The organism is Streptomyces sp. NPDC090798, from assembly GCF_044768965.1.
Taxonomy (GTDB): Bacteria; Actinomycetota; Actinomycetes; order Streptomycetales; family Streptomycetaceae; genus Streptomyces.
Window position 1 is genome coordinate 75,864 of the sequence record NZ_JBIVXA010000012.1, and the last position, 23,709, is coordinate 99,572.

Below are 23,709 nucleotides of genomic sequence, written 5' to 3' on the forward strand. Positions count from 1 at the left end.
GAAATTGCTTTGCGTCCCACACTCGGGAGGTCACTGTGATCAGCGGATCTGTCGGACAGGGCGGTATCAACGGTCCAGACGACGTCATGGCGGTGCAGCGTCTGCTGAGCGATCTGCAGATCGCAGCAGGCCACGTTCCGCTTGACGTTGACGGGCTGGTCGGTCCCAAGACCATCGCGGCAATCTCGGAATTCCAGCAGCAGAATCCTGGCCTACTGGTCGATGGCCGGATCGACCCGACAGGGCCAAGCTTCACCCGGCTCGATGAAGTCAGCAGCAGTCTCTATGCGACGATCGTGCAGGAGCAAGGCTTCCCCATTCTGACTGCGCCGACGCCTCCCGGGACGCCGGGCGACGTGGCTGCCGATTTCGATGATATTCGCAGCGACTTCTCCGCGCTTGCTCCCACTGAACGCGTTGCTGGCGCCAGTCGCTTTGCCAACCCGGTTCCGAACCTTATCGCCCCGGTCGACCGCATCCGCTTGACCCTGCTCGGGGCGGTGCAAGTGGTTCCCTTGATCATTGTTCTCATCTTCATACTGGCGTTGCTCATCGTCATCACCTCCAACCCGATCTGGCAGCGAGCAGCCAAAGAGACGCTGAAAGGTCTCAAGGATCGCATGCGATTGTTGTCGCAGAAGATCCGTGATGCCGTTCAAGACATAGTCGACGCCATCGAGGGTGTTATTGGCGGCACACGATGTGCGGAGCTATGCGCGAACGAGATGAACAAGGTCAAGGACCTGCAGCAGAAGATCAACGAGCTGCTGGACAGCATGCCCGCCAACGACAACGACCCCAACGCGATGAAACAGCTGCAGTTCCAACTCGCCCGTCTTCTGGAGCAGATTGTCGCGGCCCAGGCAGACGTCGTTGATTGCCTCCAGCGGAATGGCTGCTAGGCCGTGTCCTTTAGGTCGGCACGCAGCCACAACACGATGGCGGCGATGATGATTTCTGAGCGGTAGTAGGCGGCGCGTTTGGTGTAGCGGGTGGCGAGTCCGCGGAACTGTTTGAGTCGGTTGAAGCAGCGTTCGACGACGTTGCGGCCGGCGTAGCGGTCAGGATCGAAGACGGGTGGGCGTCCACCACGGGAGCCTTTAGCTTTGCGGTGGGCGATCTGGTCGCTGCGCTGCGGGCTGGTGAACGCGATCCCCCGAGCTCGCATTGCCCCCCAGGTTGACGGGTGCGAGTAGGCCTTGTCGGCCAGGACTTGGTCGGGGCGTGCGCGAGGGCGGCCCGGTCCGTCACGGCCGACCGCGACCTGGTCCAGCAGTGGCAGTAGTTGCGGGTTGTCGTCGGCCTGGCCCGGGGTCAGGATGACCGACACGGTAGTCCACGTCCGTCGACAGCGAGGTGGATCTTGCTGGTCAGGATGACGCGGGACCGTCCAAGGGCTTCGACCCATCCGGTGCTACAGCCCCCTTTTTCCGGGCCCCGGCAGAATGCTGGTGGGCCCGCACGGAGCTGGAGTCGATGCTGAAGGTCCATTCCACGTTCCCGACAGCATCGTCTTTGACGATGACCTCGGCGAGGATGCGTTCCCAGGTGCCGTCCGCGGTCCACATCCTCAGCCGCTCATGCGCGGTCTTCCAGGGCCCGTAGCGCTCGGGCAAGTCTCGCCACGGAGCGCCGGTTCGAAGCTTCCACAAGATCGCGTTGATCACCTGACGGTGATCACGCCACCGCCGGCCGCCACTGTTGACCGGCGGCAGCAACGGCTCGATCCGGGCCCAAGCGTTCTCGGTCAACTCACCACGTCCCACCACCAACGCCTGATCACCGATACCAGGCCAGAACCCTTACAGGACACGCCCTAGTTACTCCCGCGACTGCGCTAGCTGGACTGGCCGCCCTCCGACCGTAGAATGTCGGGCGGGGGGTCGTAAGGCGGTCGGGTGGGGTCGTCGTAGACCAGGGCGATGTGCCGGCCGCGGTGGAATTACCCGCAGACCTCGTCTGGTCCGGCCGGTTCGCGGCGTGGGAGGGACGCCGTGTCCGGCGGCCACGATGTCGCCGCGGGGCGGGCAAGGCCTCGGAGGACCGGCACAGCATCGGGACGGCGCAGGGCGGACGGGCTTGGCGCATGGCCGGGGCAGCCGCCGTCGCGGTCGGCGACGGCGACAGCGAGGAGCGAGAGGTGGGCGGCTCGTCGGCGGTGACCGCGGGCACGCCGTTGCGAGTTCGGTGGTGAGCTCGCCCGCCTGCGCAGGTCGTACAGGACGCCGAGGCCGTCCCGCCAGGCGCGTGGGGGGAACGGCAGTCCGGTGATGCGTCCGCCGCGGTGAAGGACGACGCCGCGCAATGCGACATGGAGGTCAGCCCCCAGACCGGGGCGCCGAAGAACGCGCCGTTCAAGAGCGCGGCACGCTGTTGAGTCATCAACGCAGCCGGGTTGGCGAGCCTGCCCCTCGCAGCGCGCTTCGCCCGAGGCCCCGGGCGGGTGCAGTGCCCGTCCGGCGGTGATCTCCTCGTAGCGGGCGGTGAGGCGTTCGTGGGCGCCCTGGGCCTGCCCGGTTCGCGGCGAGTTGTCTTGCTCACGTAGTGGGCCGTTGCTAAGCCTTGGGCACTCAACTCTATGGAGGACGCTGTGCATCAAGAGCCCCCTCTTCCCGCTCCTCCGCGTTCACGTGCCCGGGGATTCACCCGCGCCGTCGCGGCCATCGCCCTGCTGACGCTCACCGCCGCGACAAGTCCCCCCGACCAGGACACCCGGACCGCGGAGGTCCCGGCAGCCGTGGTCCGCGAGTGGAACGCCATCGCCACCGACACGATCAAGACCAGCCTCGGCCCACGCCCCTCCGGGCAGGCAGCGATCTGGGAGGGATTCGTCTCCGTCGCCGTGTACAACGCCGTGGTGGGGATCGAAGGCGGCTACGCCCTGTACAAATGGCGCGAGCGCGGTCCGGCCAAGGCATCCTCCGCGGCGGCTGCCGCCACTGCGGCCCACGACGTGCTGCTCACCTACTTCCCTGCTTTCAAGGAGCGGCTCGACACCGCCTACGCGGACTCGCTCGCCGCTCTTCCGGCCGGTCAGGCCAGAGACCGGGGCGTTGACTACGGAAAGCGCGCCGCCGCCCGCATCATCGAACTCCGGGAAGGGGACGGAAGGTTCGCGGACGTTCCTTTCACCGCTTCCCCGGCACCGGGGGTCTGGCGGCCCACCCCGCCCGCGTTCCAGCCCTTCATCGACACCTGGCTCGCCAGGCTCCGTCCCCTCCTGCTCGCCTCACCGCAGCAGTTCCGCCCCGGCGCACCACCCGCCATCTCCTCGGCCGCGTACGCCAAGGATGTCCAGGAGTTGAAAGCCATGGGTGCGAAGACCGGCTCGGGCAGGAGCGCACAGCAGACCGAGACCGCCCTCTTCTTCAGCGGCAACCTGGTCGAACAGGTCCAGACAGCCGTACGAGACCACGCCACCCGGCACCGGCTCGGCATCGCCGAGACGGCCCGGCTGTTCGCCGCGGTGAACGCGTCGGCGACCGATGCCGTCGTCACGGCATGGGACGCCAAGTTCCACTACGGCTCCTGGCGTCCGATCACCGCCATCCGCCTCGCCGACACCGACGGCAACCCCGCGACGACGGCAGACCCGGCATGGGAGCCGCTGCTCCTCACCCCGCCGCACCCGGACTACATCGCCGGCCATACGACCGTCGCCGCCGCCGTAGCACGCGCCCTGACCGGCGTCCTCGGCACCTCGCGCATCGACCTCTACGTCCCCTCCGAGGTCACCGGCACCACGCGGTTCTACGGGTCCGCCGACGACTTCAACCGGGACGTCGTCGACGCCCGTGTGTGGGGCGGCGTCCACTCCCGCACGGCGGACGTAGCGGGCTGCCGGGCCGGCACCCACGTGGCCGACTGGGCGCTGGACCACTACTTCCAGCCGGTCACCAAGGACGGCACCCAGCTGTCCCCGCCGACACGAACGGCTCGGCGGGACGCGCTCGCCGAGACCAAGTGCGGCGGCGACACCGACTGAACCACAGAGCCGAAGAGGGTTCGGCGTCGTGCCGGGCTTCCGATCTGCCTTGAGCACCGGATCAGCGCATTGACCTTTCCCTCGCAGGGGTCGGCCACTTCTGACAGAGACCGAGCGGGGACTGGGAGTGCTTCCTCCGCGGCAAGTGCGACGCGGGCGGCCCGGAGCGGCCGCTCGCGGACTACGCTCGAAATGGAGCAGCGCGCCCGGCAGCTCAGCAGGGGCAGTCACTCCAGGGAAGAGGCTGTGAACGCGCCTTGACGACCCACGTCAAGCCGTGTTCACAGACCATTTGTGGAGCTGGGTCAGACCCCGGACCGGCCCCGTGGCCGACCGCGAAGTGTGCCACCAGAACAGCTTTTACCAAGTCAACCGGAAAGGGGCTACCCCGTACGGGCGGCCCTCCTGCACTTGATCCCGCATGCGGCGCCCCGTCAGGGTTGGACGTTCTCCAGTACCCGGTAGGCCTCCCGCTCGCCGACAGGCTTGCCCCCGTTCCTCTCGGGCACCTCGCAGTCCTGCCTCACCTCCGCCACACCGGGCGGGGACGGGCCACTGGGGTGGTCCTTGGCGACAACGGCACCCCCGGGCGGCGCGGGTCCGGGGGACCGGCCCGGGATCCGCGTTTAATCGCGCCGGAGAACCGAAACGCCAGGCGCGGAGAGCGCTGACGGGCGCGGATCTCCGAGCCATGCCCCGCAGCGCTTGAGGGAGATTGCCATGAGCGGCGCAACGACCTTGCCGACACCATCCGGTCCCTACCTGGACAAAGGGCTGCTGCCCGCCGACTTCTACGCCTACGAGGACCTGCTGCCGGACGGGGAGCGGGAGAAGCTCGAGTCCGTCCGCGAGTTCCTCCGCACACGGGTCGCACCGATCGTGGACGACCACTGGGCCCGGGCAGAGTTCCCCTTCCAGCTGATCGAGGGCTTCGGGGGGCTCGGTCTTATGGACTGGGCCGACCCGGACTCCCCGGAATCCAAACCGAGCAACCTCCTCGCGGGCTTCCTCGCGCTGGAGTTGGCGCATGTCGACGCGTCCGTGGCTACATTCGCGGGCGTACACACGGGTCTGGCCATGGGCACCATCCTCACCTGCGGCTCCGACGAACAGAAGCGGCGGTGGCTGCCGGCGATGAGCCGCTTCGAGAAGATCGGCGCCTTCGGGCTGACCGAGCCGCACGGCGGCTCCGACGTGGCCGGCGGCCTGCAGACGACCGCGCGCCGTGACGGCGACGAATGGATCCTCGACGGCGCGAAGCGGTGGATCGGAAACGCGACGTTCGCCGACCTGGTCGTCATCTGGGCCCGCGATGTCGAGACCCGTCATGTGCTGGGCTTCGTCGTGGAGAAGGACACCCCCGGATTCACCGCGACGAAGATCGAGAACAAGATGGCGCTGCGGATCGTGCAGAACGCCGACATCGTGCTCGACGGCTGCCGCGTGCCGGACGCCAACCGGCTGCAGAACGCGAACTCGTTCAAGGACACCGCCAAGATCCTGCGCCAGACGCGCAGCGGGGTGGCGTGGCAGGCCGTGGGAGTGATGTTCGCCGCCTACGAGATCGCCCTGCAGTACGCGAAGCAGCGCGAGCAGTTCGGGCGCCCGATCGGGGGCTTCCAGCTCGTGCAGGACCTGCTCGTGAAGATGCTCGGGAACGCCACGGCCTCGTGCGGGATGATGACGCGGCTGGCCCAGTTGCAGGACGCCGGGGTATTCCGGGATGAACAGTCCGCCCTGGCGAAGGCCTACTGCACCGTGCGGATGCGCGAGAACGTGGGGTGGGCGCGGGAGCTGCTGGCCGGCAACGGCATCCTCCTCGACTACAAGGTCGGCCGCTTCGTCGCCGACGCCGAGGCCATCTACTCGTACGAGGGCACGCGGGAGATCCAGACCCTCATCGTCGGACGTGCCGTCACCGACGGCCTGAGCGCCTTCGTGCGGTGACGGCGATGACCACCGAATCCGTCTTCACCGGTCTGAAGGTCCTCGACGCTTCGAGCTTCATCGCGGGACCGGCCGCGGCCACCGTGCTCTCCGACTTCGGAGCGGACGTCATCAAGATCGAGCCACCGGGAAAGGGCGACCCCCAGCGGGGGCTGAGCTCCGTGCCGCCCAGCCCCCGGGCACAGGCCAACTACAGCTGGCACCTCGCCAACCGCAACAAGCGCGGCATGGTCATCGACCTGAAGGCGCCGGCGGCCACCAAGATCCTCAAACGCCTCGTCGAGTGGGCCGACGTGGTGATCACCAACTTCCCGCACGGCACGCGCGAGAAGCTGCACCTCGGCTACGACGAGGTGGCGGCCTGGAATCCGCGGGTCGTCTACGCCGACATCACGGGCTTCGGGGATGCCGGTTCCGACGCCGGGCAGCCGGGCTTCGACCTGACCGCCTACTGGTCGCGCAGCGGGCTGCTGGCCTCGACGCGGGACGCGGGAGCCCCGCCGACGGTCCCGGTCTGGGGCAGCGGCGACTACATGTCGGCGATCGGGATCTACGCGGCGATCGTGACCGCCCTCTACCGTCGTGAGCGGACGGGACAAGGGGCGAGCGTCGGGACGTCGCTGCTCGCCGAGGGCGTCTGGGCCACGGGAACGCTCGTGGCCGGCGCGCTCGCCGACGGCACCCCGTTCGAGTTGCACGACCGGAAGGCGCCGGCGAACCCGCTGATCAACCCCTACCGGACCGCGGACGGCGAGTGGTTCATGCTCGTCACCTCAGCCCCGCACTGGCCGGGGCTGACACGGGCCATCGGGCACCCCGAGTTGCTCGAGGATCCCCGTTTCGCGGACATCGAGGGCTTCGTCAGGAACTCCACCGCGCTGACCGAGCTGCTCGACGCCGAGTTCCGCTCGCGGCCCTTCGCCCACTGGAAGGACGCCCTGACCCGGGAACGCGTCACCTACAGCCTCATTCAGACACCGGAGGAGGCCGCGCAGGATCCGCAGCTGCGCGCGAACGACATCGTCGTGCCGCTGGAAGGAGTCAGCGGTCTGGAGTACACCGTTAACAGCCCGGTCAACCTGCGAGGCGTCGCGAAGGTCCCGGCCAAGCGGGCACCGGACCTGGGCGAGCACAACGACGAGGTCCTCGCCGAGCTGGGATTCGGCCCCGCCGAGATCGCCGAGCTGCGTGCCGAGGGAGCGATTCCCGGCCCGGCCGAAGCGGAGAGGGCGCGATGAGCGCGACGCCCGAAGCGTCTCGCGTAGTGCTCCACGAGCGCCGCGGCAGCGTCCTGACCATCACCACCACTATCAACCGGCCGGCGCAGAAGAACGCCGTCGACCACATGGTCGCGGTACAGCCCGCGGTGGCCTTGGACCGAGGTCATGCGTGGGCTCGTGGCGGCAGAGGGCGGACTCGTCAGGCTGCCGCACCCCCTTCCGTACCAAGTCCCCGCGCGTACTGCTCACGGGCGAGCCGCTGAACGCCACCGAAGTCATGGAGTACGGGCTCGTCAAGGAGCTGACTCCGCCCGGCGTCGCGCCTAAAGGAGAGTGACGTGTTCGGACGCCAGACATCAGACACCAGGACGAGCTCACGAGCGGGCGGCCGCCGGCCAGGACGCGCGGGACGGCGTACGGGCGTACGCCGAGAGACGTGCCCCCCGGGCACGGCCACTGATGCCGGCTACCTCAGCCGCATGTCCCCCGCAGCCCGTGTCCGACTTTCAGGGAGCAGTGAACCAGTCATGAACGCACACAAGCCCGTCCACCGCGTGGCGATCGTCGGCACCGGCACGATCGGTGCGAGCTGGGCGGCGCATTATCTCGTCCGAGGCTTCGACGTCACGGCGACGGACCCCGCCCCCACCGCGGAGACGGCCCTGCGGTCGTATGTGGAGGCGGCATGGGACACGGCTGCTTCGATCGGGCTCGCGCCCGACGCGTCGCTCGACCGCCTGAGCTTCACCGCGGACATGCGTCAGGCCGTCGCGGACGCCGACTTCGTACAGGAGAATGCGCCGGAGCGTCCGGAACTCAAGGTCAAGCTGTTCGCCGACATCGACGACGCCACGCCCCCGGACGCGATCATCGCGTCGAGTTCGTCGGGCATCACGATGAGCGCCATCCAGGCCGAATGCCGGCGTCCGGAGCGGACCGTGATCGGTCATCCCTTCAATCCGCCGCACATCGTCCCGCTGGTCGAGGTCGTGGGCGGGGCGAGGACCGCCCCGGAGACGGTCCGGGACGTCATGTCGTTCTACGCTGCGATCGGCAAGAAGCCGATTCACCTCAAGAAGGAGCTTCCCGGGCACGTCGCCAACCGGATCCAGGCCGCGCTGTACCGAGAGGTCGTGTACCTGGTCCAAGAGGGAGTGCTCGACGTGGCGGACTCCGACGACGCGGTGTCCTGGGGGCCGGGGCTCAGATGGGGCGTCATGGGTCCCCATCTGCTGTGGCATCTCGGCGGAGGAGAGGGCGGCATTCAGCACTTCATGGACACTCTCATGCCGCGAATGGTCGCGTCCTGGCAGGAATTGGGCACCCCCGAGTTCACGCCCGAGCTCAAGGAGAAAATCGTGGGCGGCGTCCTGCAGGAGGCGCACGGCCAGTCGGTCGATGAGCTGGCCGCCCGGCGCGACGCGATGCTGTCCGCCCTGCTGGCCGTGCGGGCCGAGCACGACCCGCTCGGCCCGCGGAGCGCCGCAGCCGGTCGCCCGGCGAAGGAGGAGTCGTGACGCAGCGCCAGGAAAGGCTGTTCGTGCTCGAGGCCAGCAGTGGCGGTCGCCTGTTCTCCGTGAACCCCGACGGCTCCGACAAGAAGGTCATCGTCACCGGATGCAGGATCCCCGACGGGGTCGCCGTCGATGTCCGGGCCGGGCACATCTACTGGACGAACATGGGCCGTCCGCCGGAGAACGACGGCTCGATCGAACGTGTGGACCTGGACGGAGGCAACCGGACGACGATCGTCCCGAGCGGCGTCACGCACACGCCGAAGCAACTCCACTTCGAGGCCGCCGGCGGGAAGCTGTACTGGGGTGATCGCGAAGGCATGCGCGTGATGCGCTGCGACCTCGACGGCGGCAACGTCGAGACCCTCGTGCAGACGGGACAGGGAGAGGACGACCGCCGCGACGAGACCAGGTGGTGCGTGGGAGTCGCCGTCGACCCGGTCGGCGGACACCTCTACTGGACACAGAAGGGCCCGAGTGACGCGGGACTCGGGAAGATCCTGCGAGCCGGAATCGACCTGCCCGCTGGGGAAAGTGCGGCCGAACGCGGCGACATCGAGGTGCTGTTCGAGGGGCTCCCCGAGCCGATCGACCTGGAGCTCGACCTCACGGAGCGTACGCTGTACTGGACGGATCGCGGGGACCCGCCGCGGGGCAACAGTGTGAACCGCTCGCCGATTGACGCGCCGGAAGGGCAGCGGACACCCGAGATCCTGCTGACCCACCTCATGGAAGGCATCGGCCTCGCCCTCGATCCGGACGACGGCCGCATGTACGTGACCGACCTCGCCGGGAACGTCTACGCGGCCGATCTCAACGGATCGAACCAACGGGAGATCCTCTTCCTGCAGGGCAACCTCACCGGCATCGCCCGTGCCCAGCTGCCGACCGGAACGAGGGCCTAGACGGTGTCGGTCGACCCCACCATCAACCGCGCTCACCAGCACGCCGTCGGCGCCGGCGAAAGGGGGCCGAGACGGGGGACGAGTCCTGCGACGGTCAGGGTCACCATCACCAGGGCACCGGGCCGTCCTCACTGAAGAACCCACCGGTCGGCCCGTCCGCGCCGAGCGTGGCCAGGCGCACCAGGACCGCGGCGCCCTGCGCGACCGTGAGGTACCCGCTGTGGTCGTTGATCTCCGTGTCGACGTAGCCGGGGTCGGCGGCGTTGATGAGGATGCCGTTCTTGCGCAGTTCATTGGCGTATTGCACGGTCACTGCGTTCAGTGCGGCCTTGGAGGGCGTGTACGCGGCCGACGTCGGCAGAGCCGCCAGTGGGCCGTCCGGGTCGCTCGTGATGGTCAGCGACCCGGCAGCGCTACTGACGTTGACGATGCGTGGCGCCGGTGACCGGCGCAGCAGCGGGAGCATGGCGTTGGTCACCGCGATCACCCCGAAGACGTTGGTCTCGAACACCGCCCGGACCATGTCCAGGTCGACAGAGCTCGGGACTTGATCGTGGGCGCCTTCGGGTGAGACCTGCCCGGAGCCGGTGATGCCGGCGTTGTTGATCAGCACGTCGAGGTGGCCGAAGCGCTCCTCGATCTGCTGTGCGGCCATCCGGGCGGTGGCCTGGTCGGTGACGTCCAGGACGACCGCGTGCGCGTTGCCGCCGGCCGCGCGCAACGCCGTAGCGGCATCCTCGCCGCGCCGTGGGTCTCTGGCGCTGACCAGGACCGTCATGCCCAGCGCGGCGAGCTGCTCGGCAGCCGCACGGCCGATCCCCTTGTTCGCCCCGGTAATCAGCGCGATCGTCTGGTGTGTGGCGTACTCGGTCATGACCAACTCCTTGCTTTGGGATGGCGTGTTCTTCTCAGGGCCTGTCCTTGTCACCCGAGACGAGAGGGCGTCACCCGAGACGAGAGGGCCCCGATGTCTGTGACATGGGGACAGAAGACTGGTGGGGAGGATGGTTGGCTGCGCCGCCTGGTGCTGGCTGGTTGGTCAGCAGCTTGCGGGCATGGGCGATCTGCTCGGGTGCCATCGCGGGTGGCCTGTCGATGCGATGCCCACGCGGTGCTCAGGCCGCGTCTGAGGAGGTCGGTGACACAGGGGCCGGGGGCCCGCCACCGTTCGCACGGCGGCTATGACGTTACACAGGAGGGGATTTCGGCCGTTCAAGCAGCAGCCCGGGAAGCTGCGCGCAGCGGGCCGAGTGCCCGCGCCCACGCCATCAGCTCGTCGACCAGCCCGTGCACCTCCGCCACGTGCAGCTCCTGCGGCCGGAAGTCGGTAAAGGCTACGAAGTCCTCGCGCAGCGTCAGCGCCACCTGAGGCCCGATGTCCGCCAGCCGCAACGGGCCCGCCTGCGCACGCAGCTTCTGCACCGCCATGACCGCGCCGAAGACGCCGTAGCCGACGTAGCCGACCGGCTTGCCGCCCCACTCCGCGTAGAGGTAGTCGATGGCATTGGTCAGGGCGGCGGGCGGGGCGGTGTTGTATTCGGGCGTGACGACGATGAAGGCGTCGCACGAGCCGATCCGCTCGGCCCATCGCCGTGTGTGCGGCCGCCGGCCCGGTGCCACGCGCGCCGGCACGGGCTCGTCGAGCAGCGGAAGCGCGTAGTCCTTAAGGTCCACGAGCTCGAAGTCCGCGGTGTCGCCCGCGTGTTCAACCGCCAGGTCCCGCACCCATTGGGCCACCCGGTCGCCGTTCCGGCCGGGGCGGGTGCTGCCGATGATGATGCCGATCCTGATCATGTCCGATTCTCCGATTCTGGTTCCGGTGGTTCTGGTTTCGGTGGTTCTGGTTCCGGTGGTTCTCGTTCTGGTGTGCCGAACTTGTCGCTGCTTGGCTTCTGGTGGGGGGTGCGGCAAGCCGTCGCGTTCCGCCGCTGTTTGCCCTGGTGTCACAGGTCGGGAGCGCGGTGACCTCTCTTCGGGTCAGTCCACGTCCCGACAGACCTGCTCTGTTTCGCGCAGGACGGCCCATGCGTCCGCCACGGGGCCCACGTGCCCGAGCTTGTCGGGATTGCTCACCGTGCGGATCGTCTGGATCCGTCCGTCGAGGACGTCGAGTGTCCAGGTGTTGAGGACCTTGCCGTCCGGGTCGCGGAAGATCGCGCCCGGCTGGCCGTTCAGCTGGTGCGGTTCCACGACGCCGCCGATCTGGATGAACGGCGGGAGGAGGGTGGCGAGCACCTGGGACACATGGTCGGCGCCGAAGAAGCCCCTGGCCCACTGCGGGGCCTTGCCGCCGCCGTCCCCGACCAGCGACACGTCGGCGGCGAGGAGTTCCCGCAGCCCGTCGATGTTCCCCTCCCGCAAGGCGTCGAAGAACCGCTCGGCGAGCCTCTCGCGCTCCTCCCGGTCGGCCTCGAACCGGGGCCGGCCGGCGTTCATGTGGCGGCGTGCCCGTACCGCGAGCTGACGGCACGCCGCCTCCGACCTGCCCACCGCCGAGGCGATGTCAGGGAAGCCGAAGGCGAACACCTCCCGCAGGACGAAGACCGCACGTTCCAGCGGGCTGAGCCGTTCCAGCAGCAACAGGGAGGCCATCGACAGAGAGTCGGCCAGTTCCGCCGAGTGCTCCGGGTCCTCGTAGGGGTCGGTGAGCAGGGGCTCGGGGAACCATGGCCCGACGTACTCCTCCCGCCGCAGGCGGGCCGAGCGCAGCACGTCGATCGAGATCCGGGTGACCACGGCCGAGAGGAACGCCTTGGCCGACGCGGGCCGGGTCGGGGAGAGCTCGTAGCGCAGCCAGGTCTCCTGGACCGCGTCCTCGGCCTCGCTCACGCTGCCCAGGATCCGGTAGGCGATCGAGAACAGCAGCGGCCGCAGCTGTTCGAACTCCTCGGTCCGGGTCACGCCAGCCCCTCCTCGAAGCCCTGCCGCCACGACGGATAGCGTGGCTCCCAGCCGAGCTCCCGCCTGGCCTTGGCGTTGGAGAAGGCGCGTCCCTCGGTCATCATCGTCACCACCACCTGTCCGGCCAGCAGCCGGGCCAGCCACGGGTGGATGCGCACCGGCCGCTTCGCCCCCGCGCACGCCGCGAGATGGGGCAGCCACTCACCGGCCGGGGCCGGGTCGTCATCGACGATGTTGAACACGCCCCTCGCTTTCTGTTCGACGGCCAGGACGGTGGCGCTCGCCGCGTCGTCGAGATGTACCCAGGAGGCGTAGCCGGTGCCGTTGCCGACCAGCGGGAACTGCCGCTTGCGCACGAGTACGACCTGGTCGTCGGTGGCGCCGGGCCCGTAGAACGCGCCGTATCGCATCACCGCGCCGCCGGCGCCGGTGACGGCGTCCTCGACGTGGCGCAGCGCTGCCATCGCCGGGTGCGCGGGTGTCTTCTCGTGCAGGTCCAGCGGGTCCTCCTCGGTCTTCACCCAGCCGCCTTCGCGGATCCCGTTCCAGTTGGCGTAGCCCTGCGCGACGAAATGCGGCACGCCGGTCGCCTCGGCGGCGGCCAGTAGGTGATCGGTTCCCTCTGTGCGCAGCCTGATGGTGGGCAGGGACCACCGGTCGAAGTGCTTGAGGTCGGGCTTGCCGGCGTGAGCCATGCTGATCCCGGTCATCTGGTGCACGATCACGTCCGGGCGGGCGGCCGCCACCGCTTCGCCGACGGACACCGGGTCCAGTCCGTCCATCACGACGCCGTCCGCGCCCAGTTGCTCCACGAAGCCGAGCTTGGCCGTGCTCGTCGTCGTGGCCGTCACCTGGTGACCACGAGCCACGAGCTGCGGTACCAGCCGCCGCCCCAGGACTCCACTCCCGCCTGCCACGAACACCCGCATGACCATCACCTTCCTGATGTCGGAGCCTGTCTTCGACGATCTGAGACGAGACAGCCAGCCGTTCTGTGACATCGGAGGGCGGGGGCGGGAAGAGGCGGGGAGGAGGCCGTCGGCGCCGCCCGGGCACAGCCCGAGACGGGGACGGGGCCGTCGGCCGTCGGCCCCTGGGCCGGACCTGGCCACGGGGTCTGGAAGAGGGCAGAGGAACTCACGGGGTGCGGCACACATCAGGCGGCGGCCTCCTGCGGGCGTTGTCCTGCGGGCGGTGTGACCTGTGTGCGGTGTCCCGCGGGCGGTCGGGGCGCCGGGCCGACGAGTTCTGCGTGTCCGGCCGGTCTGCTCTGCTCCGTCTACGGCGTCCGCCGACAGGGATGTGATGACCGTGCCGGACCGTTTTACAGCCGTCGGCCGTACGTGAACTCCGCGGCCGGACGCACCGTCGCCCTCCGACGTGGCGGCCGCCCGTTGCTACCAGCCGGCCTCGGCGGACCCGGTGGTGACCAATGGCTCGGAAACCAAACTGAAGTAGACGACTCCGGACTCCCTGCAATGTTTCGAAGCCGGTGTGGGGGCGCGCAGCCCGCCCCCACCGATTGGGGAGCCATTGATTGATGGCGGCGATGTGGACGGTGGGCTGGTAGGGGACAGCGAGTTTGATGTCCCTATGGATGACAACCTGCTGACACTGGAGTTGTGACGTGCTGTCTTGGCGGGGTGAGCACCTGATAGACCTCTCGTGCGATGTAGCGATTGAGGCAGTGGATGGCTTCGCGGCACGTCTTGCCCTCGCTGATGCGCCGCTCAACGTAGCCGCGGGTGCGGGCATCCCAGCGCAGGCGGGCCAAAACGAGCTGTGGAGCGCAGAGTTGGCCTGCCGGTCCCCGCCACGATTGAGCCTGCGACGCCGGGACTTGCCGGATGATGCCTCCACCAGACACCCTGACTTCTGCACCGGATACGACCTCGACCTTCGCAGTTGGGCGGCCGGACGGGCTGGTTGACGAGCCCGGCCGGGCAAACAGCTGCCGAAGAACGCCAGCCACTGATCCTCGACTCCCTCGCCCCTTCTGCCGACGGATCTCCGGCGCAGGACACTAGCTCTGCGGGACGTCCTTGACGAACACGATGCCGTCACTTTCCGCCAGGCGGGCCGGGTCAAGCGGGGCGTAGCCGAACCAGGGGGATACGCGGGGTGCGGGCCGCGTGTCGCCGAGGGCGGCGGCCAGCCGCGGGGCGTCGATGACGCGGCGGTCCTCCGGGAGCGCGTACAGGAGTCCTTCCACGGTGTCCGGCGGCGGCGTGTCCACTCCCTGGTGCCGGATCGTGCCGAGGGCCGTGGCCACGAAGGCGTACTCCTCGCCGAGTTGGGCGCTCACCAGCGCACCGGCGCTCCACCACTCCAGCGGCATCCCGCCCATCCGCATCGAGCTCCTGGCCCGTTGGAGATGGGAGTTGTGGGCGTTGACGAGTGCCGGGCCCCGTTCGGCGAGGGCGAGGAGGTTGTGGGCCATCATCTGGTCCCGCAGGCCCACCAGCCGGGTCATGCGGGCCGGTGAGGTGTCCGCCATCCAGTGGTGGTAGCGCAGCAGGCCGGTGGCGGTGCGTCCGTACAGACGCGTCCGGTCCCAGTCGTCCCGCGAGGTCGTCACGAGCAGGTGCGGCGTCTGCTGGTCGAGCAGGGCCACCATATCGTCGGCGAGCAGCCGCAGTTGGCCGGCCTCGGCCGACTGACCCGTGGACTGGGACGGGTCCATCATCGCGGCGGGATTGGTCCACCGGTCGTCGGTGCCGAGCAGGCGGTCGAGTGTGTCCGCGGTGCAGGGGAGCAGGTCCGCGTCCACCCGGGTCGAGAGGTAGCCGTGGAGTGCGGTGAGGGCCTGCCGGGGGCTCGCGGCGTGGGTGATCTCCAGCGGGCCGTCGAAACCGGCGAAGCGGAGCCGTTCGGACGCGGGCCGGCCGTCGTTGTCGGCGCGGACGTTGTAGGCGCGCATCCAGCGCACGAGCTCGCGGTTGGCCGTGAAGGTGCCCCAGCCGTGGCTGATTCCCCGCTCCATGACCTCGTCGAGGGTGCCTGCGCCTGAGGTGACGTAGTCGTCGACGACCAGGCCCATCATGCAGTCGCTCTCGAGCGTGACCGTCCGGTAGCCCTCTTGCTCGACAAGCTGCCGGAAGAGTTCGTTGCGCAGGTCGAGCAGAGTGTCCTCGCCGTGGGTGGGCTCGCCCAGGGCGAGCAGCCGGGGCCGGGCCGGGAGCAGCCTCATGACGGCGGCGGCCTCGACGACATGTGCGGTGTCCCTGATGTCAGTAGCCATGCCTTCAACGCTATCGCTGAACCTTCGGTTGAAACTTTGCCGCGATATCGTCGCTCGCATGGGGCGAAACCTTCAAAAGGGCGAACGGCTCAGGCCGGTGGATCTGGCGCGCGGGCACGGTCTGTCCACGCAGGCGATCAGGAACTACGAGGAGGCCGGCATCCTTCCGGCCGCCGGTCGAACACCTCACGGTTACCGCACCTACACCCCGCTGCACGCAGGGGCCCTGCGTGCGTTTCTTGCCCTGGTGCCCGGCCATGGCCACCAGACGGCGACGTCGATCATGCGGGCGGTGAACCAGGGCGCGGTCGAGGAGGCGCTCCGTCTGATCGACGAGAGCCACGCCCAGCTCCTCGACGACCGCCGGACCCTCCAGGCCGTGGAGAGCGCCCTGCTCGACCTGGAGCCCGCGGAGGCGTCCGAGCGCGAGCCGACCGTAGTGCCCGGGACCGCCGGCACGTTCATCGGGCCGCTGGCAGGGAAGCTCGGGATCCGGCCCGCGACGCTGCGCAAATGGGAGCGCGCCGGGCTCGTACGCCCACACCGCGACCCGCAGACCGGCTACCGCATCTACGACGAGGCCGACGTGCGCGATGCCCGGCTGGCCCACCAGCTCAGGCGGGGCGGCTACCTGCTGGAGCAGATCGCCCCGCTGATCGCCCAGGTTCGTGCGGCCGGCGGTCTTGAGCCGCTGGAGGCCGCCCTGCGCGACTGGCACGGTCGGCTGTCCGCCCGCGGGCGCGCGATGCTGGCCGGGGCCGCCGAGCTGGAGGCGTACCTCCACGAGCGCAGACCAACTTGGGCCTGACCTGCGTCTTCGAGATTGAAAGACAATTGTTCAGTCGGCACGCTGGCGCGCAGTCTTCCCTATGTCCCGGAGCGACCACATCATGACCGCTCGGCGACCGCGACCCACGTCCGGACCCTGCCCGCCTCCGGCAGCGACCACCTCCCGATCGCCGCGGACATCAGACTCGCTTCCTGACCGCCGGGCACGCCTGTGGGGTCGGTCCCATGGCGTCATTCCCCAGGGGCCGTGGCCATGAGATTCCCCAGGCACTGGCCTGACCGGCGGCCGACCGGCCAGGCCGCGTGAGTGGGGCCGTGCCGGGGACGGGGCCGATGATCCGCAGTGCCTCGGGCAAGGAGACGGTGTCCTCGTCGGGATGGTCGTCGTGCTGTCCGTTCGCCAGGACGAAGCCGGTGCGGGCCCCGTCCGTCGGCTCCCGGGGGGACGGCGTGCTCGCCGGGACCACCATCGCTGTCGAGCCGCATCACCACCGGGCGCTCGGTGTGGCTGACGGCGGCCGCTGCCGGCGCAGCGCCATCGGTGAAGAACCAGACCGCGGCCGTGCGGACGCCACTCTCACCAGGGAAGGCAAGAGCCCTGGCCCAGCTGGCCGGTGGCTTGTCAGCCCGGTTCTTGGACCGTTCGCCGAGCTAGGCAGCAGAGGCCCTTCATGACGACCTGACGGCCGGCCTTGACCAGCCGGCCGAAGAGGAACGCGGCGCCAACGGGCTCGGAGATGAGGGGGTATTGGTCGCCGGGTGCCCGGCTCCTGGTGATGATCACGGACCGGCCCTGCCACTCGGCGACGAGGGGGCTTCAGTTGCTTCGGCGCACCGCACTCGCCCGCCTTCTCGATGTCTCGTTGTCTGCACGCCACACCGTGCCCATGCCGCCCGTGCCGAGGTGCCCGGCCAGCCGGAAGCGGCCGTCTACAAGATCACCTGTCTTGTCCTGCCCCTGCGGCATGCCCGCCGCCCGCGCTCGCGCGACGTCTCCGCCCAACCGTCGTATCGCGGCGGGCTCATCGGCGGGGGCCGTCACGGACGAGTGGCCAGACTTCCCGACGGCATCCGTCTTTCCGGGAGTGCGGGCGCTCACGGAGTGCTCTACCGTCGTATGAGCGAGGGTGGCCGATACCGGGCCGATCGGGTCTCGGAGGAGGCGCACACCACCCGCATGACAGGCACGGCACACCGCCCGCTCTACCCCTGTGGTGCTCGATCCCCGGGGATTCCGTCTCTCGCGTTCGCTCTCCGCCGCCCCCGCCCGCGGTCCGGTGCGCCCAGGGCCGCGTGATCCGACCCAGAGAGCAGGTGCATCCTCATGCGTCGTTCGGCTTGTATTCCCAGTGTTCTCGCCGGCCTGGCCCTCGCCCTGGGCGGCACCGTCATCGCCGCACCAGCCGCCCACGCGGACATTGACGCCTGCCAGAACCATGTCCGGGACCAGGGCACCGAGGTCACGGACGCCGTCCGGATGGGGTGTTACGTGGGCCTGGTGGGCGACCAGAGCGGCTGCGTCGGCGATCTGGCCCGGGCCGGGGTGGCGGACGCCGTCGCAACCGAGGCGTGCCGCGAGGCCCCGCGGTAGTCGGCGGTCCCGTACGCGCCTTTTCGGCTCGATCCCTTCACCTCGCCCCCTTCAGCCTCCTCCCTGGGGCCCGAGCGCTTGCGGTTGTCCCGCCCGGCTTCCATCTCGGCGAAGCCGTTCTGCGGGGGCGTCCATCTTGTCCGGGACGGGCGGTTGGGCGCGGAGGGCCTCCGTTCGGCCGCCCCGCCACGGGGTGAGCGGCTGGTGTGCTACGCGTACGGCCGCAACCGCACCTTCCGGACCAGATCGGTCCAGCCCGGCACGGCGGTTCGCGGTGATCGACCACGTCTGACTTGCTCCGCCGCGCTGCCGGCCCTCGCCGCCATCGCCGGTGCCAACAGCTGCTCAGCACCGGAGCGTGACCCGCACGGAGAGTCATCGGGGGCAGCCGCTGAACGGTGACAGGCCGTCAGGTAAGGGTGATCTTGTACGGGAAAAGGTGATCTTGTACGGGACAACTCGTGGTGTGGGAAAGACGGTCGGCCCCGCGAGCTGCCGCACAGTGGCGGTCGCTCGATATGTGCTCCAAGCCCCTCGCATCTGGACATGAACGGCAGTGCCGCTCCGGCCCCGCCCTACGTTGGGGTCATGAATTCCTCCTCGTCCGCCCGTCCTTTGCCGCCTGCCGCAGACGGAACGACGCGTGCGGTATTCGGCCCCAGCTGGTTCGCGGCGGTCATGGGCACGGGCATCGTCGCCAACGCGGCGGTCACGCTGCCCCGGAGCTTTCCGGGGCAGCGGACTTTCGCCACGGTGGTCTGGCTGGGCGCCGCGCTGCTGCTGGCCCCTGCTGGCCGTTGGCCATCTCCGGCAGCGTGCGCTGCGGGTACACGCGGCTGATCCGGCGGCGGCCCAGTTCTTCGGCGCGCCGCCGGTGGCGCTGCTCACGGTGGGTGCCGGGGCGCTGGTGTCGGGTCGGCGGCTGATCGGGCCTGAGGCAGCGCTGGGTGTGGACTGGGTGCTCTTGTCGCTCGGTACCGTGCTCGGTCTTGTCACAGCGTGCACGGTGCCGTATCTGATGGTCACCCGGCACCGCCTCGCGCCGGACGCGGCGTTCGGCGGCTGGCTGATGCCGGTGATGCCCGCCGATGGTCTCCGCCGCGACGAGCGCGCTGCTGGTGCCCCATGCACCGGCCGGGCAACTGCGGCTCGCCCTGCTGCTGGGGTGCTACGCGATGCTGGGCCTCCGGTTTTGTCGCGGCGCTGCTGGTGCTGGCCATGATCTACGGCTGCCTGGTGCATGCACCACGACGTACCTGCCGCAACAGTGGTGCCCACGGTGTAGATCGGCCTGGGGGCGTTGGGCCAGTCGGTGACGGCGCTCGGCGCGCTGGCCGGGGTGGCGCCGAGCGCGTGGCCCGCGTCGTATGCGCGGGGCGCCGCTGTCGCCGCGTTGCTGGAGGGAGTGTCCGTGTGGGGGTTCGCGGCCGGTCAGCCGGTGCTCCACGGGCTGGAATTCGGCATCAACGAATGGCTCGTGGACGAACAGTACGAGCGATACCCCGATCCCGGGCCGCCGAGGGAGCCCTCACCGGCCCCCTCACCCTCGCGTTCCGCGGGCCGCCGAGAGGCGCGCAACAGCGCGACGAATGCGCAGGAGCATCAGGAGACCACGGACGAGGCGGCCGTCAAGGCGGTCCGCGTTGCCGCGCTCATCGACGCGTATCGAGTCCGCGGACACCTGGTGGCCGATACCGACCCGCTCACGGCAGGACGGGTGGCCGCCCATCCGGAACTCGACCTCCCGGAACTCGACCTCCCGGCATTCGGGCTCCGGGATGATGACCTGCAAAGAGAATTCGTCGTCGACGGGTTCGCGGGGCAGGCCACCATGACGCTTCGCAATGTGCTGAATGCCCTGCAGGAGTCGTACTGCCGTTCCGTCGGCACCGAGTACATGCACATCCAAAGCTTCCAGGAACGCCGCTGGGTCCAGCAGCGGATCGAATCACCTCAGCCCCGGCCGGACGTCGCCGAACAATTGCAGAGTGGTCTTCCAGCAAGGCTTCGTACGAGGAGGGCCACTTGCGCCGCATGCCGTACGAGTTGTCACGCAGGCGCAACACCCGGGCCGACGCCTACCTGTGCAGTCTGTGCAAGGAGAGCCCGGCGTCGGCATGGGATCACTGCCATGGCCACGGCTTTGTACGCGGACCGTTTTGCGGCAGCCGCAACACGCACGAGGCCAGGGCCTCGCCGGACTGGTTCCTCCGGCACGAGGACAACGTGTTGCACCTCTTGGAGCGCCTGAACTGCCGCGAACAGCGGACTGATGGGCTGTCGCCAAATCGGCATGACAGTGGGCGTGCCAGGCGCCGGTTCGGTGACTGGACCTAGGGCTGGTCCTAAGCCTTCAGCCTGTTACGCCGCCGCGGCGCCTCGCCTACCGTCCTCATCATGGATACGACGGGCATTCTCGACGAGGCGCTCCAGGGAGTTCCCGTCCGGCATCGAGCCGGTCACCAACGCGAATTGGCGCTTAGCTCTTGGCGATGCGCGCCGCGCTGCCGACTGGATCGACTACTTCGGCCACGAGATCGCCGAGCGCCCCTGGCGCGACGTGCTGACCGAGTGGTGGCCCCGTCTCCTGCCCGGTATGTACGGCGGCTCGACGCACCCGGTGATCCGGGTGGGCCACGCCGTGCGCACTCTTCTGGCCGACAAGGGCACTGAGCCACGTCTGGCCGAGCTCGCTCACGGCCTCGGCTATTGGGCCGCCCGGTACCACCCCGTTACGGACCTCGCCCCGCTGCCCGGCGCCGACAGTGCGGCCGCCGCCCTTGACGCCGTGGCGCCCATCGCTCAACGAGACGGCGGCTTCGCCACCCTGCTCAACCGCCTCACGGGCCTGCCGGTTTGGGCGGCCGCTGTCGAGGACCCGCACGAGGCGTACCACCGTCTCACCGAATTGGTGCGGGCGGCCACCCACCGGTACGCCACCCACGGCCACGGCGAGGAGACGATGCTGGTCCACGCGGCCACAGCCCCCAACGCCGTCCTGCGCACCCTGCCCGCGCTCCCGCATGCCCTGTGGGTGCCGAGCCTGCGGGCTGCCTGGACGGCATCTGCGGCGGTGACCGCGATGTACGCACCCCACGCCCCGGTCGCGTACTCCCCACCGGGCACCTTCACTCCCGAAGAGGTCTTCGAACGGGCCTTCGCGCACGGCGACGAACACGTCATCAAGCTGACCGACACGGCCCTCGACATCGGCGACGAACAGGCACTGGCGGCGGCTCTGCGCTCCATCGAGCTGAGCGAACCGCTGGTCTAGCCACTGTCATCAACTGTCACGCCCACAACAGGACGAGGTTCGAGGGTAGGTGACCAGAGTCAAGCTCCACGAGCACATGGGCTTCGGCCGGATCGACCTTGACCACCTCCGCAGACGGCCTTCACAGCCCATGATCCCGCCAACGCTCCGCTTACCAACTGGAGTTGGCCATTCACCGCCGGGCTGCCGAACTGCTGGGTGAGGTGACATCCCCAGAGGGAGCGCTCGAGCCTCGGTTCGAGTACCTGGAAATCTTCCACAACCGTCAGCGCAGACACTCCGCGCTGGGCGTGCTGAGCCCGGTGGAGTACGAACTCCGCGCCCCATCAGTGGCGTGAAACCAAACAACTCGACTCCACCCAACCCGGGGCAGTCCGGAACCTCCGTCTGACTCGGAGCGCTTCACCGTCCGTGGCCCATCTTGGTCGACCGCGAGTTCTACCTGCCCAAGTCCTGGACAGGCGACCGGGAACGCCGTCGAGCGGCCCGCATCCCCGACGAACTCATCGTGGCCGTCCCCAAGCCGCAGTAGGTGAAGCAGCGGCTGTCGCCGGGACCCAAGGGAGAGCGGTTCTACGACTGGGCCGCCGCCCGTCTGCCCGCCGTGGCCGCGTCCGACGGCGGCGAGCCGACCCGGCAGCGGTGGATGCCGGCCCGCCGCAGCATCAGCAAGCCCGACGAGATTGCCTCCCATTTCGCCTGCGCCCAGATGGACGCCACCGTCGCCGATTTGGTCCAACTCAAAGGATGCCGCTGGAAGATCGAGGAGTGCTGCCAGAGCGCGAAGAACGAGTGCGGCCTGGACCAGTAAGAGGTCCGCCGCTCCGTGGGCTGGTACGGGCACATCTGGTCTCCATGGCGGCATCGCCACCGGTCACGTGCCCGACGCTGTCCTTACATGCGGTGTGGGCACACGTGGGTGGGTCAGCTGCCCCAAGATCGTCCCACCCATGCCGAACCCCCGCTACGCTCCCCATCGCCAGGCCGTTGAGCAGGAGAAATACAGAAGTCCGGCTGGAGTACTAGCCTTGAAGGAGGGAGTCCTCCGCACTCGCTGACGGAAGTGATGATCATGGACATCACCGGTTCGGTAGCCCTTGTCACAGGAGCCAACCGCGGCATCGGAATGGCCTTCACGGAGGCCCTGCTCGCTCACGGCGCAGCCAAGGTGTACGCCGGTGTCCGGGACCCGCAGACCGTCCTGGGCTCCGGGCTCACTCCGCTGCGGCTGGACGTCACCGACGAGGAACAGGTCGCCGCAGCCGCACGTGCCGCCGATGATGTCAGCATTGTCATCAACAACGCCGGGGTCACTGGTGGCCCGTCCCTCCTGGAGGGCTCATTGGACGGTGCCAGGCACGAGATGGAGGTCAACTACTTGGGCACCTGGGCTGTCTCGCGTGCATTCGCGCCCGTGTTGGCCGCCAATGGCGGGGGAGCGCTGGTGAACATGCTGTCCGTGGCGTCGTGGGTGGCCAATCGACAGTTTCCGAGCTACGCGGCCTCCAAGTCCGCTCAATGGTCGCTGACGAACGCCTTCCGGCTGGCCCTGCGGGAGCAGGGCACGCTGGTGGTCGGCGTGCATGCCGGCTATGTCGACACCGACTTGGCGGCAGACGTCGACTCCCCGAAGATCCTTGCGGGCGACGTGGCCGAGGCGACGATGACGGGGCTGCTCAATGATGAACCCGAAGTGCTGGTCGACGAGGTCACCCGCCACGTACGCGCCGCGCTCTCGGGTGGACTGGACGAGCTGTACGCCAATCGGTGAGTGCCCCAGGCCACTGTGGTCCCGGCCGTCGAGCAGGCCGGGATGCGCGTGCTTTCAACCGCGGATGCAGCCTGGCCGCGTACTGAAGGTTTGTGTGTGCCCATTCTGCACGAAGCGGGTGGCGTCGAGAATCAACATGCCGCCCGCCTGGTCGAGTTGTTCGGCCACGTAGGCCAGCAGGTCGTCGCACAGGCCATCGGCGTTCCACCGGCTGTGGGAGAGCAGGTGCTTGCAGGCCGTATGGGGTGGCGTGGCCGGCGTACTCAGCGAACTGCCGGCTGTTCTTTCGGCTTACCGGGCCGAGCAGCACGCGGACGTGCTCCCGCATCCGCCGCCCGGGCTTCACACGGCGAAAGCGGGCTCCAGTCCGCAGGAAGAGTTCTTCGAGCTCCAGGTCCAAGGCGTTCGTCGGTACGTCACGGATCACGACAACGGACTGCTGGGGCGCGTATCGGGTTGTGATCAATCTGCTGGAATCGCCCCGGGGCCCGCAGCCGTCACGTGTGCCCCGACCCGCAGCCAGTCCACTCGTCACAGATTGGACCTGGAGGGCGCTTTTCTCGCATCGCTA

At 69.0% G+C, this 23,709-nt stretch carries 20 protein-coding genes and 3 pseudogenes; 15 read left to right on the forward strand and 8 right to left on the reverse strand.

What is annotated here, in order from left to right; all coding sequences use genetic code 11:
* Positions 1-35: 35 nt before the first annotated feature.
* On the forward strand, positions 36-902 hold the full coding sequence (locus ACIQTP_RS25840; protein ID WP_403403626.1) for a peptidoglycan-binding protein: 867 nt from the start codon (positions 36-38) through the stop codon (positions 900-902).
* Here ACIQTP_RS25840 and ACIQTP_RS25845 read toward each other — a convergent pair.
* Positions 899-1,769: pseudogene (locus ACIQTP_RS25845) on the reverse strand (IS5 family transposase). The gene ACIQTP_RS25840 and the pseudogene ACIQTP_RS25845 overlap by 4 nt on opposite strands.
* An 821-nt stretch (positions 1,770-2,590) precedes the next feature.
* Here ACIQTP_RS25845 and ACIQTP_RS25850 point away from each other — a divergent pair.
* The 5 genes from ACIQTP_RS25850 (at position 2,591) to ACIQTP_RS25870 (ending at position 9,571) form a co-directional block, all read left to right on the forward strand.
* Complete coding sequence (locus ACIQTP_RS25850; RefSeq protein ID WP_403403629.1) at positions 2,591-3,985, forward strand: vanadium-dependent haloperoxidase; 1,395 nt, start codon at positions 2,591-2,593, stop codon at positions 3,983-3,985.
* Positions 3,986-4,705: 720 nt separating this feature from the next.
* A complete protein-coding gene (locus ACIQTP_RS25855; protein WP_403403632.1) occupies positions 4,706-5,932 on the forward strand; it encodes an acyl-CoA dehydrogenase family protein in 1,227 nt (408 codons plus the stop codon).
* A gap of 5 nt (positions 5,933-5,937) precedes the next feature.
* The gene (locus tag ACIQTP_RS25860) at positions 5,938-7,170 is read left to right on the forward strand and encodes a CaiB/BaiF CoA transferase family protein (protein WP_403403635.1); all 1,233 of its coding nucleotides are present in this window, start codon (positions 5,938-5,940) and stop codon (positions 7,168-7,170) included.
* A gap of 509 nt (positions 7,171-7,679) precedes the next feature.
* A complete protein-coding gene (locus ACIQTP_RS25865) occupies positions 7,680-8,669 on the forward strand; it encodes a 3-hydroxyacyl-CoA dehydrogenase NAD-binding domain-containing protein (protein WP_403403638.1) in 990 nt (329 codons plus the stop codon).
* A complete protein-coding gene (locus ACIQTP_RS25870; RefSeq protein ID WP_403403641.1) occupies positions 8,666-9,571 on the forward strand; it encodes a YncE family protein in 906 nt (301 codons plus the stop codon). The genes ACIQTP_RS25865 and ACIQTP_RS25870 overlap by 4 nt, the downstream gene beginning before the upstream one ends.
* 106 nt (positions 9,572-9,677) lie before the next feature.
* On the opposite strand, the gene ACIQTP_RS25875 is transcribed toward ACIQTP_RS25870, so the two are convergent.
* The 6 genes and pseudogenes from ACIQTP_RS25875 to ACIQTP_RS25900 all read right to left on the reverse strand — a co-directional run bounded on the left by ACIQTP_RS25875 (position 9,678) and on the right by ACIQTP_RS25900 (position 15,713).
* Positions 9,678-10,445: an SDR family oxidoreductase gene (locus ACIQTP_RS25875; protein ID WP_403403644.1), complete on the reverse strand. Its 768-nt coding sequence runs from the start codon at positions 10,443-10,445 to the stop codon at positions 9,678-9,680.
* A gap of 338 nt (positions 10,446-10,783) precedes the next feature.
* The gene (locus ACIQTP_RS25880) at positions 10,784-11,365 is read right to left on the reverse strand and encodes an NADPH-dependent FMN reductase (RefSeq protein WP_403403647.1); all 582 of its coding nucleotides are present in this window, start codon (positions 11,363-11,365) and stop codon (positions 10,784-10,786) included.
* A 183-nt stretch (positions 11,366-11,548) separates the two neighbouring features.
* Positions 11,549-12,472 (reverse strand): RNA polymerase sigma-70 factor, encoded by a 924-nt coding sequence (locus ACIQTP_RS25885; protein ID WP_403403650.1) that lies wholly within the window; start codon positions 12,470-12,472, stop codon positions 11,549-11,551.
* Positions 12,469-13,407 (reverse strand): NAD-dependent epimerase/dehydratase family protein, encoded by a 939-nt coding sequence (locus ACIQTP_RS25890; RefSeq protein WP_403403653.1) that lies wholly within the window; start codon positions 13,405-13,407, stop codon positions 12,469-12,471. The genes ACIQTP_RS25885 and ACIQTP_RS25890 overlap by 4 nt, the downstream gene beginning before the upstream one ends.
* A gap of 656 nt (positions 13,408-14,063) precedes the next feature.
* A pseudogene (locus ACIQTP_RS25895) lies at positions 14,064-14,332 on the reverse strand (transposase); the annotation flags it as partial.
* 163 nt (positions 14,333-14,495) lie between these two features.
* Positions 14,496-15,713: an erythromycin esterase family protein gene (locus ACIQTP_RS25900; RefSeq protein ID WP_403403656.1), complete on the reverse strand. Its 1,218-nt coding sequence runs from the start codon at positions 15,711-15,713 to the stop codon at positions 14,496-14,498.
* Positions 15,714-15,771: 58 nt separating this feature from the next.
* On the opposite strand from ACIQTP_RS25900, the gene ACIQTP_RS25905 reads away from it, so the two are divergent.
* The 4 genes from ACIQTP_RS25905 to ACIQTP_RS25920 all read left to right on the forward strand — a co-directional run bounded on the left by ACIQTP_RS25905 (position 15,772) and on the right by ACIQTP_RS25920 (position 19,315).
* On the forward strand, positions 15,772-16,521 hold the full coding sequence (locus tag ACIQTP_RS25905) for a TioE family transcriptional regulator (protein ID WP_403403658.1): 750 nt from the start codon (positions 15,772-15,774) through the stop codon (positions 16,519-16,521).
* Positions 16,522-17,826: 1,305 nt separating this feature from the next.
* Entirely contained in the window at positions 17,827-18,093 is a 267-nt protein-coding gene (locus tag ACIQTP_RS25910; protein WP_403403661.1) for a hypothetical protein, read from the forward strand.
* 678 nt (positions 18,094-18,771) lie between these two features.
* The gene (locus tag ACIQTP_RS25915; RefSeq protein WP_403404128.1) at positions 18,772-18,933 is read left to right on the forward strand and encodes a hypothetical protein; all 162 of its coding nucleotides are present in this window, start codon (positions 18,772-18,774) and stop codon (positions 18,931-18,933) included.
* On the forward strand, positions 18,914-19,315 hold the full coding sequence (locus tag ACIQTP_RS25920; protein ID WP_403404131.1) for a hypothetical protein: 402 nt from the start codon (positions 18,914-18,916) through the stop codon (positions 19,313-19,315). Before ACIQTP_RS25915 ends, ACIQTP_RS25920 begins: the two co-directional genes overlap by 20 nt.
* A gap of 318 nt (positions 19,316-19,633) precedes the next feature.
* Here the strand turns inward: ACIQTP_RS25920 and ACIQTP_RS25925 are convergent, their stop codons facing one another.
* Entirely contained in the window at positions 19,634-19,996 is a 363-nt protein-coding gene (locus ACIQTP_RS25925) for a hypothetical protein (protein WP_403403664.1), read from the reverse strand.
* 131 nt (positions 19,997-20,127) lie between these two features.
* Here ACIQTP_RS25925 and ACIQTP_RS25930 point away from each other — a divergent pair, with 131 nt between their 5' ends.
* The 5 genes and pseudogenes from ACIQTP_RS25930 (at position 20,128) to ACIQTP_RS25950 (ending at position 23,138) form a co-directional block, all read left to right on the forward strand.
* Positions 20,128-20,430, forward strand: coding sequence for an endonuclease domain-containing protein (locus ACIQTP_RS25930; RefSeq protein WP_403404133.1), 303 nt, complete (start codon positions 20,128-20,130; stop codon positions 20,428-20,430).
* A gap of 88 nt (positions 20,431-20,518) precedes the next feature.
* Positions 20,519-21,367, forward strand: a pseudogene (locus ACIQTP_RS25935) (questin oxidase family protein); the annotation flags it as partial.
* Between the two features lie 203 nt (positions 21,368-21,570).
* Complete coding sequence (locus ACIQTP_RS25940) at positions 21,571-21,705, forward strand: IS3 family transposase (protein WP_402046245.1); 135 nt, start codon at positions 21,571-21,573, stop codon at positions 21,703-21,705.
* Positions 21,706-21,899: 194 nt separating this feature from the next.
* Positions 21,900-22,178, forward strand: coding sequence for a hypothetical protein (locus tag ACIQTP_RS25945; protein ID WP_403403667.1), 279 nt, complete (start codon positions 21,900-21,902; stop codon positions 22,176-22,178).
* 261 nt (positions 22,179-22,439) lie between these two features.
* Complete coding sequence (locus tag ACIQTP_RS25950; protein WP_403403670.1) at positions 22,440-23,138, forward strand: SDR family oxidoreductase; 699 nt, start codon at positions 22,440-22,442, stop codon at positions 23,136-23,138.
* Positions 23,139-23,709 lie beyond the last annotated feature (571 nt).